19 protein-coding genes, 1 tRNA gene and 1 other annotated feature are annotated in these 16,107 nt (G+C 43.0%); of the genes, 18 read left to right on the top strand and 2 right to left on the bottom strand.

What is annotated here, in order from left to right:
- Positions 1-33 precede the first annotated feature (33 nt).
- From HMPREF1863_RS00675 to HMPREF1863_RS00595, 17 genes are all read left to right on the top strand, one after another.
- A complete protein-coding gene (locus HMPREF1863_RS00675) occupies positions 34-1,578 on the top strand; it encodes a D-alanine--D-alanine ligase family protein (protein WP_068366243.1) in 1,545 nt (514 codons plus the stop codon).
- A 39-nt stretch (positions 1,579-1,617) separates the two neighbouring features.
- Positions 1,618-1,860: a glutaredoxin domain-containing protein gene (locus HMPREF1863_RS00670; protein ID WP_068366240.1), complete on the top strand. Its 243-nt coding sequence runs from the start codon at positions 1,618-1,620 to the stop codon at positions 1,858-1,860.
- Between the two features lie 97 nt (positions 1,861-1,957).
- Positions 1,958-2,158, top strand: coding sequence for a DNA cytosine methyltransferase (locus tag HMPREF1863_RS00665; protein ID WP_232300082.1), 201 nt, complete (start codon positions 1,958-1,960; stop codon positions 2,156-2,158).
- An 82-nt stretch (positions 2,159-2,240) separates the two neighbouring features.
- On the top strand, positions 2,241-2,522 hold the full coding sequence (locus HMPREF1863_RS00660; RefSeq protein WP_068366234.1) for an ArsR/SmtB family transcription factor: 282 nt from the start codon (positions 2,241-2,243) through the stop codon (positions 2,520-2,522).
- Positions 2,523-2,619: 97 nt separating this feature from the next.
- Positions 2,620-2,997 (top strand): arsenite efflux transporter metallochaperone ArsD, encoded by a 378-nt coding sequence (gene arsD, locus HMPREF1863_RS00655; RefSeq protein ID WP_068366232.1) that lies wholly within the window; start codon positions 2,620-2,622, stop codon positions 2,995-2,997.
- Positions 2,998-3,008: 11 nt separating this feature from the next.
- Positions 3,009-4,739, top strand: coding sequence for an arsenical pump-driving ATPase (arsA, locus tag HMPREF1863_RS00650; RefSeq protein ID WP_068366229.1), 1,731 nt, complete (start codon positions 3,009-3,011; stop codon positions 4,737-4,739).
- 10 nt (positions 4,740-4,749) lie between these two features.
- A complete protein-coding gene (locus HMPREF1863_RS00645; RefSeq protein WP_068366353.1) occupies positions 4,750-5,154 on the top strand; it encodes an arsenate reductase ArsC in 405 nt (134 codons plus the stop codon).
- Between the two features lie 2 nt (positions 5,155-5,156).
- On the top strand, positions 5,157-6,197 hold the full coding sequence (gene arsB, locus HMPREF1863_RS00640; protein WP_068366226.1) for an ACR3 family arsenite efflux transporter: 1,041 nt from the start codon (positions 5,157-5,159) through the stop codon (positions 6,195-6,197).
- A 268-nt stretch (positions 6,198-6,465) separates the two neighbouring features.
- Positions 6,466-6,694 (top strand) — a binding site (T-box leader).
- Between the two features lie 41 nt (positions 6,695-6,735).
- On the top strand, positions 6,736-7,245 hold the full coding sequence (locus HMPREF1863_RS00635) for a tryptophan transporter (RefSeq protein ID WP_068366222.1): 510 nt from the start codon (positions 6,736-6,738) through the stop codon (positions 7,243-7,245).
- Between the two features lie 121 nt (positions 7,246-7,366).
- Positions 7,367-8,200 carry an energy-coupling factor transporter ATPase gene (locus HMPREF1863_RS00630; protein WP_068366220.1) on the top strand — a complete coding sequence of 278 codons (834 nt, stop codon included), beginning with the start codon at positions 7,367-7,369 and terminating at the stop codon, positions 8,198-8,200.
- Positions 8,173-9,036 carry an energy-coupling factor transporter ATPase gene (locus HMPREF1863_RS00625; RefSeq protein WP_068366217.1) on the top strand — a complete coding sequence of 288 codons (864 nt, stop codon included), beginning with the start codon at positions 8,173-8,175 and terminating at the stop codon, positions 9,034-9,036. Before HMPREF1863_RS00630 ends, HMPREF1863_RS00625 begins: the two co-directional genes overlap by 28 nt.
- A complete protein-coding gene (locus HMPREF1863_RS00620) occupies positions 9,029-9,841 on the top strand; it encodes an energy-coupling factor transporter transmembrane component T family protein (protein WP_068366213.1) in 813 nt (270 codons plus the stop codon). The genes HMPREF1863_RS00625 and HMPREF1863_RS00620 overlap by 8 nt, the downstream gene beginning before the upstream one ends.
- Positions 9,838-10,605 (top strand): tRNA pseudouridine(38-40) synthase TruA, encoded by a 768-nt coding sequence (gene truA / locus HMPREF1863_RS00615; protein ID WP_068366209.1) that lies wholly within the window; start codon positions 9,838-9,840, stop codon positions 10,603-10,605. Before HMPREF1863_RS00620 ends, truA begins: the two co-directional genes overlap by 4 nt.
- Position 10,606: 1 nt before the next feature.
- Complete coding sequence (rarD, locus tag HMPREF1863_RS00610) at positions 10,607-11,464, top strand: EamA family transporter RarD (RefSeq protein WP_068366207.1); 858 nt, start codon at positions 10,607-10,609, stop codon at positions 11,462-11,464.
- Between the two features lie 442 nt (positions 11,465-11,906).
- A complete protein-coding gene (locus tag HMPREF1863_RS00605) occupies positions 11,907-12,554 on the top strand; it encodes a hypothetical protein (protein WP_068366204.1) in 648 nt (215 codons plus the stop codon).
- Between the two features lie 20 nt (positions 12,555-12,574).
- Positions 12,575-12,967, top strand: a complete 393-nt coding sequence (locus HMPREF1863_RS00600) for a hypothetical protein (RefSeq protein ID WP_068366201.1) — start codon at positions 12,575-12,577, stop codon at positions 12,965-12,967.
- Between the two features lie 162 nt (positions 12,968-13,129).
- Positions 13,130-13,960 (top strand): hypothetical protein, encoded by an 831-nt coding sequence (locus HMPREF1863_RS00595; protein ID WP_232300081.1) that lies wholly within the window; start codon positions 13,130-13,132, stop codon positions 13,958-13,960.
- A gap of 190 nt (positions 13,961-14,150) precedes the next feature.
- Here the strand turns inward: HMPREF1863_RS00595 and HMPREF1863_RS00590 are convergent, their stop codons facing one another.
- Together HMPREF1863_RS00590 and HMPREF1863_RS00585 are read right to left on the bottom strand one after the other, a co-directional pair.
- Complete coding sequence (locus tag HMPREF1863_RS00590; RefSeq protein WP_068366195.1) at positions 14,151-14,930, bottom strand: copper amine oxidase N-terminal domain-containing protein; 780 nt, start codon at positions 14,928-14,930, stop codon at positions 14,151-14,153.
- 79 nt (positions 14,931-15,009) lie between these two features.
- Positions 15,010-15,085: transfer RNA gene (locus HMPREF1863_RS00585), tRNA-Thr, on the bottom strand.
- A 197-nt stretch (positions 15,086-15,282) separates the two neighbouring features.
- Here HMPREF1863_RS00585 and HMPREF1863_RS00580 point away from each other — a divergent pair.
- The gene (locus HMPREF1863_RS00580; RefSeq protein ID WP_068366193.1) at positions 15,283-16,107 is read left to right on the top strand and encodes a tRNA 2-thiocytidine biosynthesis TtcA family protein; all 825 of its coding nucleotides are present in this window, start codon (positions 15,283-15,285) and stop codon (positions 16,105-16,107) included.

Here is a 16,107-nt window from a genome sequence, read left to right as displayed (position 1 = left end):
GATAGCCCATAGATACACAAAGGAGCGTGAACTATGCGAATTGGCATTATTAAGGATAAATTCAGAATCGACAAAGGATCGGAAAATCATATAAAGGAAAGAGAGCAGGACAAAGTGGCCCGCTCCATCGAGAATGCACTAAAAGATCGCTACGATGTCATCGATTATATTTTCGACGATACCCTCGGCGAAAAGTTGCGGGAAGACAAAATCGATTTGGCTTTCATACTCGCCAAGGGAAATGTCAATCCCGACGACGTGGGCGAACTGCCCGCTCTCCTCAACTCCTTGGATATTCCCTTTGCCGGAAGCAATGCCATGGGGCAGGGGATCGCATCGGATCGCGGCCTGATGACGGGAATTCTTTCGAGAAACCATATTCCCCATCCCACCATGTGGTTGGCGGAAAATCCCGTGGCGCTTGCCGGCCTTTCCCCGGCGTATCCCTTAGTGGTTATGAATGCTTCCGAAGGCATCCTTTCCCAATGTGGTGACGGCGCATTGGTTTTGAACGAAGAAGAACTTTTAGAAGAGGCGACCCCTCGTCTTTTAGAAGGAGAAGAGCTTCTTTTAATGGAAAGTATAGAAGGGGAGGACGTTCTCTTTAGTGTCCTCGGAAATGGCGATGAGAAGACGGTCTTGCCGCCGCTCGTTCTCGTAGAGGATCCCGACGGGGAAGAGGGCATTTGCGCCACGCCGGCAGATCTCCAAGACACGCATATGAACGAGGCGAAGGCTCTTGCGGCGAAGGTATTTGATCTTTTACAAATGCGCGATTACGCCGTCGTCGCTATGAAAGTAAACGAAGAAAAAGCGTACGTTTACGGGCTAAAGAGCGCCGTCGACTTTCATCCCGAGGGCTTGTTTGCCGCTGCGGCGAAAGAAGATGGGATAGGCTACGACGAACTAATTCAAACCATCGTGGACATTGCCGTCAAGCGGGAAGGCTTGCGAGACGACGGTAAAAAAGGCGATGTAGACGGCATTCGCGCCAAACGGCACGAAGAACAGGAAGAAGCGCGGGTAAAAGCGCAGAGCGCCTATCGCCGCCGCTTCGATCAAGAAGCAAAGCGTGCCTTCGACGATTTTCAACGGGAAGCCAAACGCAAAAGTGCCGAATACAAGGCCATGGCCTCCGAGGAAATGGATCGCTTAAAAGAAAACGCACAATCCGCCGCGAAGGAAGGGGAAGCGAAAGCTTACGAACTGAGAGATCGCGTGTCGGATGCCATGGATGATGCGGAAGTGAAGGCTTATGAATTAAAAAATCGCGGGGAAGACAAAGCTTATGAAATAAAAGAAGGCTTCCAATCGGCAGCGCAAGATGCCCGGGAAAAAGCGGAAGACTTTAAGCGTCGCGCCGCCCAAAAGCGAGACGACACCGTAGATTATTTAGTTCGTTATGCAGAGGAAGCTGAAGCGGAAGAAGCCGAAAGGCGAGAAAAAGACGCTCCCGAAATCCGCGACGAAGCCGTTTACGGCGTGGCAAAAGAAGACGGAGCCGACGCGCGCTACCGCGCCTTGGAACGCCGTGTTCACGCACTGGAAGAACGGTTACGACTACTTGAAAACAGATAAAAAGAGCCGGCATACGCCGGCTTTTTCTTTGGAGGATACATGATTCGACTTTACGAAACACCCCTTTGCCCCGATTGCATCGAGGCGAAAAAGGAATTAAGAGAGAAAAACATTCCCTACGAGGACATTAACATTACAGAAACCATCGGCAACTTGAAAGAATTTATGAAACTGAGAGACGAGCATCCCGCCTTTGATTCGGTAAAAGAAAAAGGACAAATCGGCGTTCCGGCTTTTATTAAAGAAGACGGAACCGTGGCATTTTCTGTAGAAGAATTATAGTATTACAATCGAGGCATGAATAGATTTTTTTCTGGAGCGAGATTTTAAATAAGCGTTGCCTTATAATATGGTTTAGAAGACATGTCAAAAGTGAAAAATGGAATGGTTAATGGGAATGGAAGTTACAGGAATTGAACTTTTTGCAGGTGCAGGAGGTCTGGCTTTGGGTTTGGAAGAAGCAGGCGTGAAAGGACTAGCATTTGTCGAATTTGATAGAAGTGCCTGTGATACCCTCAGAAAGAATAGCCCTAGCCGGAATGTAATAGAAGATGACAAGTTTATCTGGAAGAATTTGTGATATCTCACGAAAAAAGACTTGTCAAGAAGAACGATTAGTGATATGGTAAACACATCAAAGGAATTTGATGTGAGGGACTTTTATGAACAGAGATTTAGTAAAAACTGCAAAGATATTTAAAGCCTTTTCTGTGGCGATTCGTCTAGAAATATTAGATTTATTAAAAAATGGGGAAGAATGTGCCTGTAATTTATTGGAAAAACTAGATTTAACACAATCAGGCTTGTCTTACCATATGAAAATATTGATAGAGTCAGGAATTGTTACAGCAAGAGATGAAGGCAAGTGGGTTTACTACACTATATCTGAACAAGGAAGACAAGAAATAATACAGATGTTTTTAGAATGTACAGCAAGTAATTAGTTACCCTTAAGGGTAACTAAAAAAAGACTCTTCACATCAAAAGGATTTGATGTATCAATAAAATTCAATTTAAGAAACTGAAGAAAGGGTGTAAAAAATGAAAAGAATGTCAATTTATGAACCGGCTATGTGTTGTGATACAGGTGTTTGCGGAGTTAATGTAGATCCTGAACTCGTACGTATTTCTACAGTAATTAACAACTTGAAGAAAAATGGCATCACTATTGAAAGATACAATCTATCTAGTGAGCCAATGGCATTTGTAAATAATAACAAGGTAAAAGAAGCTTTGGATAAAAATGGAACCGATAGGCTGCCATTAATCCTTGTGGACGACGATATAGTCATAGAAGGTAGATATCCAAAAAACGAAGAAATAATGGAACTTTTACAAATCTCTAAAGAGTATCTTGAAAATAGAGAAGATGAAAAACCAAATCAAGGGTGCTGTGGAAACAATAGCTCTTGTTGCTGAGGGGGTTCATTGTGAAGAAATTTAATCTTGCGGATATTAAATTAACTAAATATCTATTTTTCACAGGTAAGGGAGGTGTTGGTAAAACATCTACAGCTTGTGCAACGGCAGTGACTTTAGCGGATGAGGGAAAGAAAGTACTACTCATTAGTACAGACCCTGCTTCAAATTTACAAGATGTTTTTGAAACAGAATTGGACGGTAAAGCTAAGCCAATTAAAGGAGTAGATAATTTAGAAGTAATCAATCTGGATCCATTGGAAGCGGCACATAATTATAAAGAAAGTGTAGTAGCACCTTTTAGGGGCAAATTGCCTGATTCTGTTATTGAGAATATGGAAGAACAGTTATCCGGATCTTGTACAGTAGAAATTGCTGCCTTTAATGAGTTTTCTAATTTTATTACAAATTCTAAGCTTAATACAGACTATGACCATATTATATTTGATACAGCACCTACGGGTCATACCCTTAGAATGTTACAGCTTCCTTCTGCTTGGACTAATTTTATTAGTGAAAGTACGCATGGAGCATCCTGTTTAGGACAGTTATCAGGATTAGACGTTAAAAAAGAAACTTATAAAAAGGCAGTTGAAAATTTAGCAGACAAGAGTTTAACAACCCTGGCATTAGTTACAAGGCCTGATAAAACACCACTTAATGAGGTAGCCAGAGCATCAAAGGAGCTATCTGAGATTGGAGTAAAAAATCAAATATTAGTGATTAATGGTGTCTTAGAAAATTATGATGATGCCTTATCTGAAAATATATTTAACAAACAAAAGTTAGCCCTTGAAAATATGCCGGATATGTTAACTCAGTTTGATACCTATACAATTGCCTTGAGATCATATAACATTACAGGAATTGACTCTATAAGAAATCTCCTTAAGAAAGATCAAATAAATGAACAAAAAGTGGAAGTAAAAGGCGAACTCTTTAATTTAGATGATGTTGTCAGTGATCTTGTAAAAAATAATAGAAAAGTAATCTTTACTATGGGCAAGGGCGGTGTAGGAAAGACTACTATTGCATCTTCTGTTGCTCTCAAGCTAAGCAAACTGGGTAAAAAAGTACACCTAGCTACGACAGATCCGGCCGACCATATAAAATATATGGTAGATAGTTCCAGCAGAATATCTATGAGTCATATTGATGAAAAAGAAGAATTAAAAAAGTATCAAGATGAAGTACTTGAAAATGCAAGAAAAACAATGAGTGCGGATGATGTAGCTTATATTGAAGAAGATTTAAGATCACCATGTACACAGGAAATAGCTGTATTTAGAGCTTTTGCAGAGCTTGTGGAAAAAGCGGACGATGAAATAGTGGTGATTGATACTGCTCCCACGGGTCATACCTTGCTGTTGTTAGACTCAACTTTAAGTTATCATAAAGAAGTTGAAAGAACACAAGGACAGATACCGAACTCTGTAAAAAAATTGTTACCTAGATTAAGAGGAGAGGAAACAGAAGTATTAATCGTTAGCTTGGCAGAGGCTACCCCATTTTATGAGGCATATCGACTAGAAGAAGATTTAAAAAGGGCATCAATTCATACAAATTGGTGGATTGTCAATTCATCCCTGTTTAAAGCAAATCCCAGCAACAAGATGTTATCTTCTAAAGCAAATGAAGAAGTTAAGTGGATTAACAAAATATTAGATCACACTTCAGGAAAACTAGCCGTCATTGAATGGTCAAAGGAAGACCTTTATGGCGATAAACTTTATCAGATATAGAAGGAAAAATATGAAGAAGATTAAAGTTGCCTTTGTGTGTGTTCACAATTCGTGCAGGAGTCAAATCGCTGAAGCGCTGACAAAAAAATTCGCCGGAGATTCTATAGAGGTATATTCTGCAGGGACAGAATTAAAGGATCAAATTAATCAGGATGCAGTAAGGCTCGTCAAAGAAATGTATGCCATTGATATGCAAGAGGCTCAAAAGCCAAAACTTCTAGATGAGATTCCCGAAGTTGATTACCTCATTACAATGGGATGTAATGTCGTCTGTCCAATTCTGCCTTACACTGTCAAAACAGATGATTGGGGACTTGAAGATCCTAGTGGAAAAAATGATGAAGAGTTTATAAAAACCATTAAGGAGATTGAAAGTAAGGTTCATAAATTAATTGAGGAAGTTGAGGCAATTTAGGAATGAAGAAAACAAATGATATTGGTTTTTTTGAGAAAAACCTGACTTTTTGGGTGTTAATTTGTATGGTAATAGGCATACTTATCGGGAACTATTTTCCTTCTATTCCGGAGTGGTTAGGAAAATTTGAGTTTTACAAGGTGTCTATTCCGACAACCATTTTACTTTGGATAATGATTTATCCAATGATGTTGAAAATTGACTTTAAAAGTATAAAAGATATAAGGAAAAATCCTAAAGGTCTATTTATCACATGGTTTGTAAATTGGATCATCAAGCCACTCACCATGTATTTAATCGCATCCTTATTTTTCTTTATTATTTATAAGGGATTTATTAATAAGGAATTGGCATCAGAATATTTAGCCGGGGCGGTATTACTCGGAGCTGCACCATGTACCGCAATGGTATTTGTATGGAGCAAGTTAACAAGAGGTGATAGTGCCTACACCTTAGTACAGGTAGCTAGTAACGACTTAATTATATTGATAGCCTATATACCGATTGTGAGCTTCTTATTAAAGGTGGGAAATATAAATATTCCATGGGGAACACTTTTATTATCCATTGTATTATTTATTGTTGTTCCTCTTATTTTAAGCATGATAACTAGAAGTATAATCATTAAAAATAAAGGGGAAGACTACCTAAATAAAACTTTTATCCCTGCATTTGATAAATACACGATGATGGGATTATTATTGACGTTGGTTATAATATTTTCATTTCAAGGACAGAAGATATTGGATCAGCCACTAAATATTATCCTTATTGCAATTCCTCTGATAATTCAAACTTTGTTTATATTTGGGATAACATTTTTCATGGCATATTTAGCAAAGCTACCATATTCAATTGCAGCTCCATGTAGCATGATTGGCGCATCTAACTTTTTTGAGTTGTCCGTCGCAGTTTCTATATCTCTTTTTGGGCTATCATCAGGAGCTACGTTAACAACTGTAGTAGGTGTTCTGGTTGAGGTTCCTGTTATGTTAGCCTTGGTAAAGATTGCTAATTCTATGGAAAATAAATTTAATCGTTGAATATGAGTTAAAACTGCTAATAACAATCAATTAGTGTTAATTTACAAAATGCTAGATCATATATATGCTCTAAATGTCCTAGGATGTCCACCTATAGTTCATGTTAGGATTTAGAAGCTATAACACATTTCATGATATTGTAAATAATAATGTTTTTTGAGGTGAGGAAAGGGTCTTGCTTAGCTTCTTGATTTTTAGAGAATTGAGTCAAAAAAAGATTGCAAATTCAAAAAGCTTTGCTATAATAGTTTTAATCCTATATAACTATATGAAAACGTCGAGCAGAAGTAAGTAGTTTTAGGGATGCTTCTCAGAGAGTCGGTGGTAGGTGTGAACCGATGAAGTGAACTAAGATGAATGGGTCTGTGAGTGCGAGGCGAATAAAGTACCCGAGCCGGATCTCCCGTTACAGAGATAGGATATGTTAGTATCTAAATTGAGATGCGCCTTTTTGGCGTAACTAGGATGGCACCGCGAATACACCATTTGCTCCTATTGGGAAGCAAATGGTTTTTTTGTGCCGAGAAAAGGAGTTATTATGAACACGAAGTCGTTAGTACACGGAGCAATTTTTATCGCATTAGGTTTTATTTTTCACTATACTATTCCGGGTTTTTTCTTCGGAATGAAGCCTGATTTCATGCTATTTTTTATGGTAACCTACATTATAATTTATCCGAATGTTAAAAACGCGCTGGCTATCGGCGTGGCCATGGGCATTATGTCGGCGATCAGCACCTCTTTCCCCGGCGGGCAAGTGGCCAATATGATCGATAAGCCCATTACGGCTTTGTTTACACTTTACGCTTACCGCTACCTCTTAAACAGCGGCGCCATTAAAAAAGCTATTCTTTATTTCCTCGCGACGGTCGTGAGCGGCTCCGCTTTCTTAGGCGTAGCCATGATGATTGCAGGTCTTCCCGACGGCGCACCTTTCAGCGCCATGTTTGTTACCATCGTCCTTCCTACGGCGGCAATGAGCGGCGCCTTAGGCCTCGTTTTCGACAAATTAGTCGGAAAGCAATTGGCGAGGACACTTACCCGATAAAAACGGACGCGAAAAGCGTCCCTTTTTTCTTATGGATTCATGGCATAATCAGCTAATAAACGGATTTTCTGTGATATACTATACGAGTTAATCACAAGTTTTGAGCTTTCAAGGAGCTTTTATGTTAGAGATAAAAAATTTAGTCTATCGCTATGACGACGGCGAGCGAAATGCCGTGGACGGCGTGAATCTGAAAATAGAAAAGGGCGAGTTCGTCGCCATTTTGGGTCATAACGGAAGCGGCAAGTCCACTATGGCGAAATGCATCAACGGCCTTTACAAGCCTTTGGAAGGCGACGTCATCGTCGACGGCATGAATACGAAAAATGAAGAGGACATTTGGGATATTCGCGGCCGCGCCGGCATGGTGTTTCAAAATCCGGACAATCAAATCGTCGCCACCATTGTGGAAGAAGACGTGGCCTTCGGCGCGGAAAACTTGGGGCTTCCCCAAGAAGAAATTCGCAGGCGCGTAGATTATGCCCTGGATGCCGTGGAGATGACGGATTATAAACATGCGGAACCTCACAAACTTTCCGGCGGTCAAAAACAACGGGTGGCCATTGCAGGGATCCTCGCCATGAATCCCGATTACATCGTATTGGATGAGCCTACGGCCATGCTGGATCCCGTGGGGCGAAAAGAAGTTATGAAGACGATTTTAAAATTAAATCGCGAAGAAAATAAAACCGTGCTCCTCATTACCCACTTTATGAACGAAGCCGTGCAGGCCGATCGGGTAGTGGTAATGGAAAAGGGATCCGTTCTGTTAGAGGGCGAACCGAGAGACGTCTTTAACCAGGTAGAGACGATGAAGCGCATCGGATTGGACGTGCCCCAAGTGACGGAGCTCGCCTTTCGCTTAAAGCAAGTCGGTGTGCCCCTGCCGGACGGTATTTTAAACAGAGAGGAGTTTGTTAACGCCTTATGTCGCGCATCAGCATCCGAAATGTAAGCTACATTTACAATCAGGGAATGCCTTTTGAGAAAAAGGCGTTAAACAATATTAATCTGGACATCGATGCCGGGGAATTTATCGCCCTTATCGGCCACACGGGAAGCGGAAAATCTACCCTCGTGCAACATTTAAACGGCTTAAACGAGCCGACCATGGGCGATATTTTATACGACGGCGTCAATTACAGAGAAAAGGGCAAAAAAATCGCCACACTACGCCAAAAAGTAGGCCTGGTGTTTCAATATCCGGAATACCAGTTGTTTGAAGAGACGGTGAAGAAAGATATCGCCTTCGGCGCGATCAATCTTGGCCTTTCGGAAGAAGAAGTGGACGGTAGAGTGCGCCGCGCCATGGAACGGGTCGGCCTTTCCTACGACGATGTAGGCGACGAAAGCCCCTTCTCCCTTTCCGGCGGACAAAAAAGACGTGTGGCCATCGCCGGGATTCTCGCTATGGAGCCTGAGGTTCTCGTGTTGGACGAGCCGACGGCGGGTTTGGATCCCCACGGAAGTCGTGAAATTTTACGGGAAATTAAGGGAATTTACGACACCACCGACACCACCATCGTCCTCGTAAGCCACAGCATGGAAGAAGTGGCACAGCTCGCCACGCGCATGATCGTCATGGACAAAGGGGAAGTGCGCATGGACGGCACGCCGCGGGAGATTTTCAAGCGTGAAAAAGAGCTGGAAGCCATCGGCCTCGGCGTGCCCCAAGTGCGCAGCGCCATGACCATGCTCAGAGAAAAAGGGCTCGATGTAGAGGAAAACTGCATCACCGTCGACGAAGCCCTTAAAGAACTTACAAATTGGTGGGAGGCTCGCCATGCTTAAAGATATTACCATCGGCCAATACTTTCCGGCGGAATCGCCGGTACACGCATTGGACCCTCGCTTTAAAATTTTAATCATGATGTTTTTTATTGCGAGTTTATTCTTCATCAATTCCTTTTGGCCCTACATCCTCGTCCTCGGGTGGCTGTTTTTAATTATTTACACGGCGAAAATTCCCGCCAATATGGTGATAAAAGGGCTGAAGCCTTTACGCCTCATTTTGATTTTTACCTTTTTAATGAATCTGTTTTTTATTCCGGGAGAGGAAATTTTCCGCTTCGGCATTTTAAGCATTTCAAACGAAGGGCTTCATCAGGCGATCTTTATGGGCATTCGCCTTATACTCCTTGTCGTGGGAACGAGCCTTTTAACTTTGACGACATCGCCCTTGGCACTAACCGAAGGCATCGAAAAATTACTTTCGCCCTTAAAAGTCGTCGGCTTTCCGGCCCACGCTATCGCCATGATGATTACCATCGCCCTGCGCTTTATCCCCACCTTAATCGACGAGGCGGATAAAATTATGAAGGCGCAAATGGCGCGAGGTGCGGATTTCGAATCGGGTAATGTGTTGAACCGGGCGAAGAACCTGGTGCCCCTTCTTGTGCCCTTGATTTTAAACGCTTTGCGGCGCGCGGAAGAATTGGCCACGGCCATGGAAAGCAGATGCTATCGGGGAGACGATCACCGCACGAAACTCAATCCCTTAGTGGTGACTTCCCAGGATAAAATTCTCTTCGGCGTCAATTGTATCTTTCTTATGATCGTGTGCGCCACCCGTTGGATGGGCGTGCCCTTGCCATGAGAAATATTTTACTCACCATCGCCTACGACGGCACGGATTTTTACGGCTATCAGGATCAGTCGCCGAAAACCCTTCGCACCATCGAATCTCATTTAAAAAAAGCCATCGAAGAGGCGGTAAAGCATCCCGTCAATCTGCAATCGGCAGGGCGAACGGATAAAGGCGTTCACGCCATGGGGCAGCGGGCGAATTTTCATTCCGAAACCACGATCGATCTTGGGAATCTTCCCCGCGTCATCAATCAACATTTGCCGAAGGATGTAAGCATTACCCATGCCGAAGAAGTGCCCGCGGAATTTCATTCCCGCTACAGCGCCAAGAACAAACATTACAAATACCGCATTTACAACAGCAAACATCGAAACGGCTTTTTAGATCGAGCCTATACCCACGTGCCCTATCCCTTAGATCACGAAAAAATGGCAAAAGCCCTGGCAATGATTCAGGGCTTTCATGATTTTTCCGCCTTTATCGGCCGCTACGCCTCGCCGAGCAATCCCAAACGCGCTATCGACCGCATCGAACTGACGCGAAAAGGCGATTTCATCGACGTGGATTTTTACGCCATGAGTTTTCTAAAAAACCAAATTCGCATCATTATGGGTTGTGCCATTGAAATCGGCAGGGGATTGAAACCTGTCGATCAGCTTTTAAAGGCGACGCAAACCTTAGATCGCGGAGATCTCGGGCCCACGGCGCCGTCGGAAGGCTTGATTTTAATGTCCATCGATTATCCGAACGATACGAATCAAAGAGGTAAATAATATGTCGGGAAGTCTGTTAGTTTTATTGTGTTACATTATGTGGGGGCTTATTGCCGCCTACTGGAGCATGTTTTCCACCGTCGATCCCATGGCCGTCCTCGCCTTTCGCATCGCATGGTCCATGGTGTTTTGCCTTATCTTAATCGTCGCCGGCAAGCAGACCGATACGCTGAAAAAAGTGCTTTGTGATAAAAAGCAAATGCTCACATTGCTCGCCGCAGGCGTCGTGGTAAGTTTAAACTGGGGCGGTTACATTACCGCCGTCATGACGGGAAGAGTGTTGGATGCTTCCCTGGCTTATTATATGTATCCTCTCTTTTCCATCGTCTTAGGCTCCTTCGTTTACGGAGAAAAACTCAGACCCCTTCAATGGCTCGCCTTCGTCCTCGCCCTTATCGGCGTCATCGTGCCCATGGTGGCCTACGGCGAGTTGCCCCTCTTCGCCATTTTTATCGGCGTCAGCTTCGCAGTTTACGGCGCCATTAAAAAGAAAGTGACGGCGCCGGGGATTACGAGCATTTTTGTGGAAACCATGTGGGTCACGCCGATCGCCCTCGCCTATCTTTTCCTGGTAAGTGATCTTTCCAATGTAACATCCTTCCAATGGTGGATGCTCCCCACTACGGGCATCGCCACCAGCGTGCCCCTCATCCTATTTTCCATCGGGATGAAGACCACGAGCCTTTCCCTCGCCGGCGTGTTAATGTATATTAACCCGACGATCCAACTTTTGATCGGCGTCTTCTTTTACGGCGAAGATTTTACAAAAGTCCACGGCATCATGTTCGCCTTCGTCTGGGTCGGCGTGGCATTGTTTTTGACGGATACCTTCCGGCAAAAGAAGAAGGCCGTGGAGTAAAAATAACCGGCAGCTCCGATTTACATAAAGACTTCTAGTCGATAGAGTTAAAAATTTACGCTTCGACAATTTTGCTCATAGGACGCGCAGAGAAGTTGAATATAAACCATTAAAAGCTATTTTTTGCGCCAAGTGGAGTAGCTTTCAATGGTTTTTTATAAAGAATTTCAGGACGAATAGACAAGTCGAAGTCGACCTAACAATCCTTAGAGACATTTCCTATCTTGTGCAAGAATTAAAGAACAAGACTTATAAAGAGAAAACTTTATCAAAATAGAGTATTGACGCTGAAAAAATATGATGATAATATTTAGATAGAACCGATTCCAACGTAGAGGAGGACATTGATAATGTATTTTAATTTGAGTAGGTATAAAAATGGAGATGTAATTATTTGAGATAAGAAAGATTAAAATAATTAGATAAGAAAGGTTGGCCAAGCATGAAAAAGAGATTATTTTTAATTGCTTGTTTAAGCTCTATACTTTTGATGTCAGCACCTATCTTTGCATATAATGAAAATACAGAAGAATACAATCAACAAAAAGCAGTTCTTATTGGAGAGACGGGAAATAAAGTCTTTTTAGAGCCGGTAACGGAATCTGAGCCACAAGTGGTTGCAACTACGCATAATGTCAGCGGAGAGGAAACAATGTTTTTTAAAGAAGCATTGTATGAAATCACTCCTTCAAGCTTTGGTAATGCGGGTTCAATGCAAGACATAAAATGGGATGGAAGTCGCGGACTAAAAGCATGGGTTAAAATCTATTATAGTTATACAAATGGCGGATATCTATTAAATGCCGTAGAGGTCAATTGGCGCAAGGAAGATCCCTCATTATCATTATCAAATGCAACAATTTCAGCGATTTGTCATGGTATTAATTACTATAATGGTAAGGCAGAAATTTCACAGGATAGAATATGGTACGTTTCTCCGGGTCATATTAAAAAGTACACAAATTTTAAAAATCCGATAAATGGTACCGCTTACGGATTGGTAGGGGGAAGATCAAATATAAAAATTACACGTGGAGGAAGTTCCTGGGAACTGAATTTACCGGTTATTGTTTATCAAAGTTTAGGTTAATAAACCGGTGGTGATGGAGATTGAAAGGTATCAGACGCATCGGCATAGTTATTTTACTCTTGAGCCTGCCCTACATTATGCAGGCACTACAGCCTGATTGGGAGCAGATAGCGTGGGGTAATTTTGCAGCAGTCGTCGCCAATAGTTGGCTCTTTAAACTGGCCGCACTATTTGTCGCAGGTCTAATGAGTTATCTCATGATGTACGATATGACGCATAGGGAAAAGCTTTATTGGAGCATTGGTTTACTCGTTGTAGTTGCGTGCTGTTATTTCCTCGCTAGTGTAGGCAATGATTATGCCTTTCGCTATATAGCAAATTCGCCGAATGTTACGACGACGATCACATTTCTTGCCGCGTTCCTCTTTGCGGATTGGTTTAGGACTCGGCCCGGAGAAAAGAGAAAACAATGACGGAATAAAACAGAATGAAAATCACGCGCTCGATTTCGGTCGGGCGCTTTTTTTAGGAATGAAACAATGAGAAATGATATTGAAATGGGCAGAAAAATAAATTATACTTTAGGCAGAAAAGGATATCCTAATACGTTTTATATATTAGATTGATGAAAGGGGATGGCATTGAAAAATCGGAAATACAAACAATGGTTAACAGTGGGCATTTTATTTTTAGCCTTAGCTGGTTGTCCAAACATTGCTTCAGCGGCGAAAACCGCCACTACCGGAAGTAGTACCGTGGGCCAACAAAGTGCGAACGAACCGATCAAAGATTTTGTATGTGACTTCATAATTAATGTTTTTTCAGACTTCGCCGACTTGGATCACTATGATTTAAAAGATGTCGATCCTCAATCTAAGGATTTGATTCGGTATATACGGGATAAAAAAGAAGTTATTAAATATCAGCAAGACATATTTAACTTGCAATATAAAGTAAAACAATGGAACGTTCAAGATATGACAGTAACTCCCTTGGGAGGAAGTCAGTATGAGGTACTAGCCAGGATTTTTTATCAATATGATGATATAAGAGATGGCCGCGCACTTAATTCTGGGGCAGTGTTCACTTATAAACTCATTGTTCAAAAACAAGGCGACACATATAAAGTGGTTGCCGCTATTTCGGATGATTTAGCATCGGGGAATTTAATGGGCGATGTCGTCGTGGAGACGTTTGATCTTCGGTCAGGACTTGGGCAACAAAAAGCAATGAAGATGCATTCTAATAAAACAGACTATGAAAATGGCGAGGTGCATTATTGTAGTTTAGAACAAGTAAAGAAAGCATTAGTTGAAGCGAAAGAAAGTATCATTGAAGAATCTGTAGATGAGAAGAAAAAGGATGCGGACCATCGCAATTCCCCGGGGGAAAAGTTACAGTGGTATCTCGACAAGACGACATGGATTAGAGCGAATGAATTAAGGTTTTATTTACTCAACAACTAATGGTGACGATGCATCTTATAGAGGCAGCAATAATATTTAAGTTGCTGTCTTTTATTTTTAAAGTGGAGGAAAATCAATTTTATTATGAAGCTAGCGACTTAGACTAATATCTTAGTCGCTTTTTTATTGTCCACTTTAACCATCTAAGTGCAATAAAAAAGTGCCGGGAATGCCGGCACAGTGCATGTGATTAATCACTTAAGATGCGGGGGGCGAAGTAATTGTAGCAAAGTCGCTTGACTTCATCTTCTGTCGGGCGATTATGAATCGGTCGATGCATAAAGATAAAAACTTCGTCGTTCCCGGTTTTTGTTTCGACGACATAGACCTGCTGATTGAGTAGCAACATGCGGTGCACATCTAAATTGGAGAGGTAGCCTCTGTCGCTATCCGGCGTTCTCGGGCGGAAAGCGTGGAGCTTCACCCGCCGCGTGCGTCCGTTATCGTAGCGAATGTCGAGGGTGGTGCCGTTGACGATGCGGGTTACCGTGGCGCGCGGATAGGAGCAGGTGCTTACGAGAGAGGGATAACCCCTTCCCACGGCGACGGTGAAATTTCGTCTGTCCCATTGAACGGGCTCGCCCAAGGCCTGCGCTAATGCACGAAGGGGAAGGTAGGCGCGACCGTTACGAATAAGGGGCGCTACATCGGAGTAAATAGAATTTTCATCATCTTCATCGCCGTAAATGGTGTGGTCGCCTATACGGAGGGAGACACAATTGCCGTTGGCGATTTGATCATAATCGGATATTGAGACGGCGCGTTCTTCCGGGAGCCAAATGACGCGGTAACCTAACGCATTCGATACGCTGCGCACCGGTAGCATGGTGCGATTGTTGTAAATAAAAGGTTGGGCGTCGGATTCAATGTAACGGCCGTTGACCCAAATTCTCGGCGAACGGGCTTCCGTTTCTCCTGAAAGCGTCAAGATGAGGAGAAGGGTGAATAGGGCGGTCAATACTTTTTTCATGGTATCCTCCTTTTCTTAACCCCATTGTATCATTGCACGAAGAATAAAGGCATAAAAAAAGACGCCCGAGGGCGTCGCTTGGAGCTAACGAGGGGACTTGAACCCCTGACCTGCTGATTACGAATCAGCTGCTCTACCATCTGAGCCACGTTAGCGAATACTTCTATTATTTTAGGCTAATTATAGAGAAATTGCAAGAGTATCTTACAAAATGTTTTCGCCCACGTCCTGAATTTTAAGGAGGAAGAGGTTTCGGCGAGGGGCTCTTTATTGAAAGAAATTGCCTTTTATAGTAGTATTGATGAGTAAGAGTATCCCGCCCGGCGGGATTTTTTAATAGAGAGGCAAGAGTATGAAAGCGACAGTAGCGGACATTGAACGCAGCATTATTAAACGTTTCAGAAAACAAATTTGGCGCCGTTTTATTAAGGGCATCAACGACTTCGACATGATCGACGACGGCGACGTCATCGCCGTGGCCATTAGCGGGGGAAAAGATTCCCTGCTCCTCGCCAAGCTTTTACAGGAGTTGAAGCGCCACGGCAAAAAGCAATTCGAGCTTTTGTTTATTTGCATGAACCCCGGTTACCTTCCCCATATTCAGGAGCAAGTGAAGGTAACGGCGGAGGCCATGGGCATCCCCCTTCAAATGTACGACAGCAATGTGTTTGAAGTGGCGGAGGATATGGGCGGCGAGAAGCCCTGTTATATTTGCGCCCGTATGCGACGGGGAAGCCTTTACGACAAGGCGAAATCTTTAGGCGCCAACAAACTCGCTTTAGGTCACCATTTCGACGATGTCATCGAAACCGTGCTCATGAACGTGCTCTTCGGCGGCAGTTACAAAACCATGATGCCCAAACTTCACGCTACGAACTTTGAGGGCATGGAGCTTATTCGCCCCATGGTATATATTCGTGAAGAGGACGTGCGCCGCTTTGTAAAAGCCAACGACCTTACCCCCATCGATTGCGCCTGCACCGTCACCGAAAAGGAAAATTTCGGCGCGCGAGCTTACGTGAAAAACCTCATCGAAGACATTGCGAAAGAAAACCCCAATGTGGGCATGTCCATTTTCCGATCGGCGCAAAATGTGGAGCTGGGCGCACTATTGGGCTTTAAAGATTACGACGGAACGCAAGTCAACTTTTTAGATCGTTACGACAAAGGAGAATAA

It is taken from the genome of Aedoeadaptatus coxii (genome assembly GCF_001553115.1).
GTDB lineage: Bacteria > Bacillota > Clostridia > Tissierellales > Peptoniphilaceae > Aedoeadaptatus > Aedoeadaptatus coxii.
The sequence above is the reverse complement of the archived record's forward strand: the minus strand, read 5'-3'. Positions and strand labels throughout refer to the sequence as shown.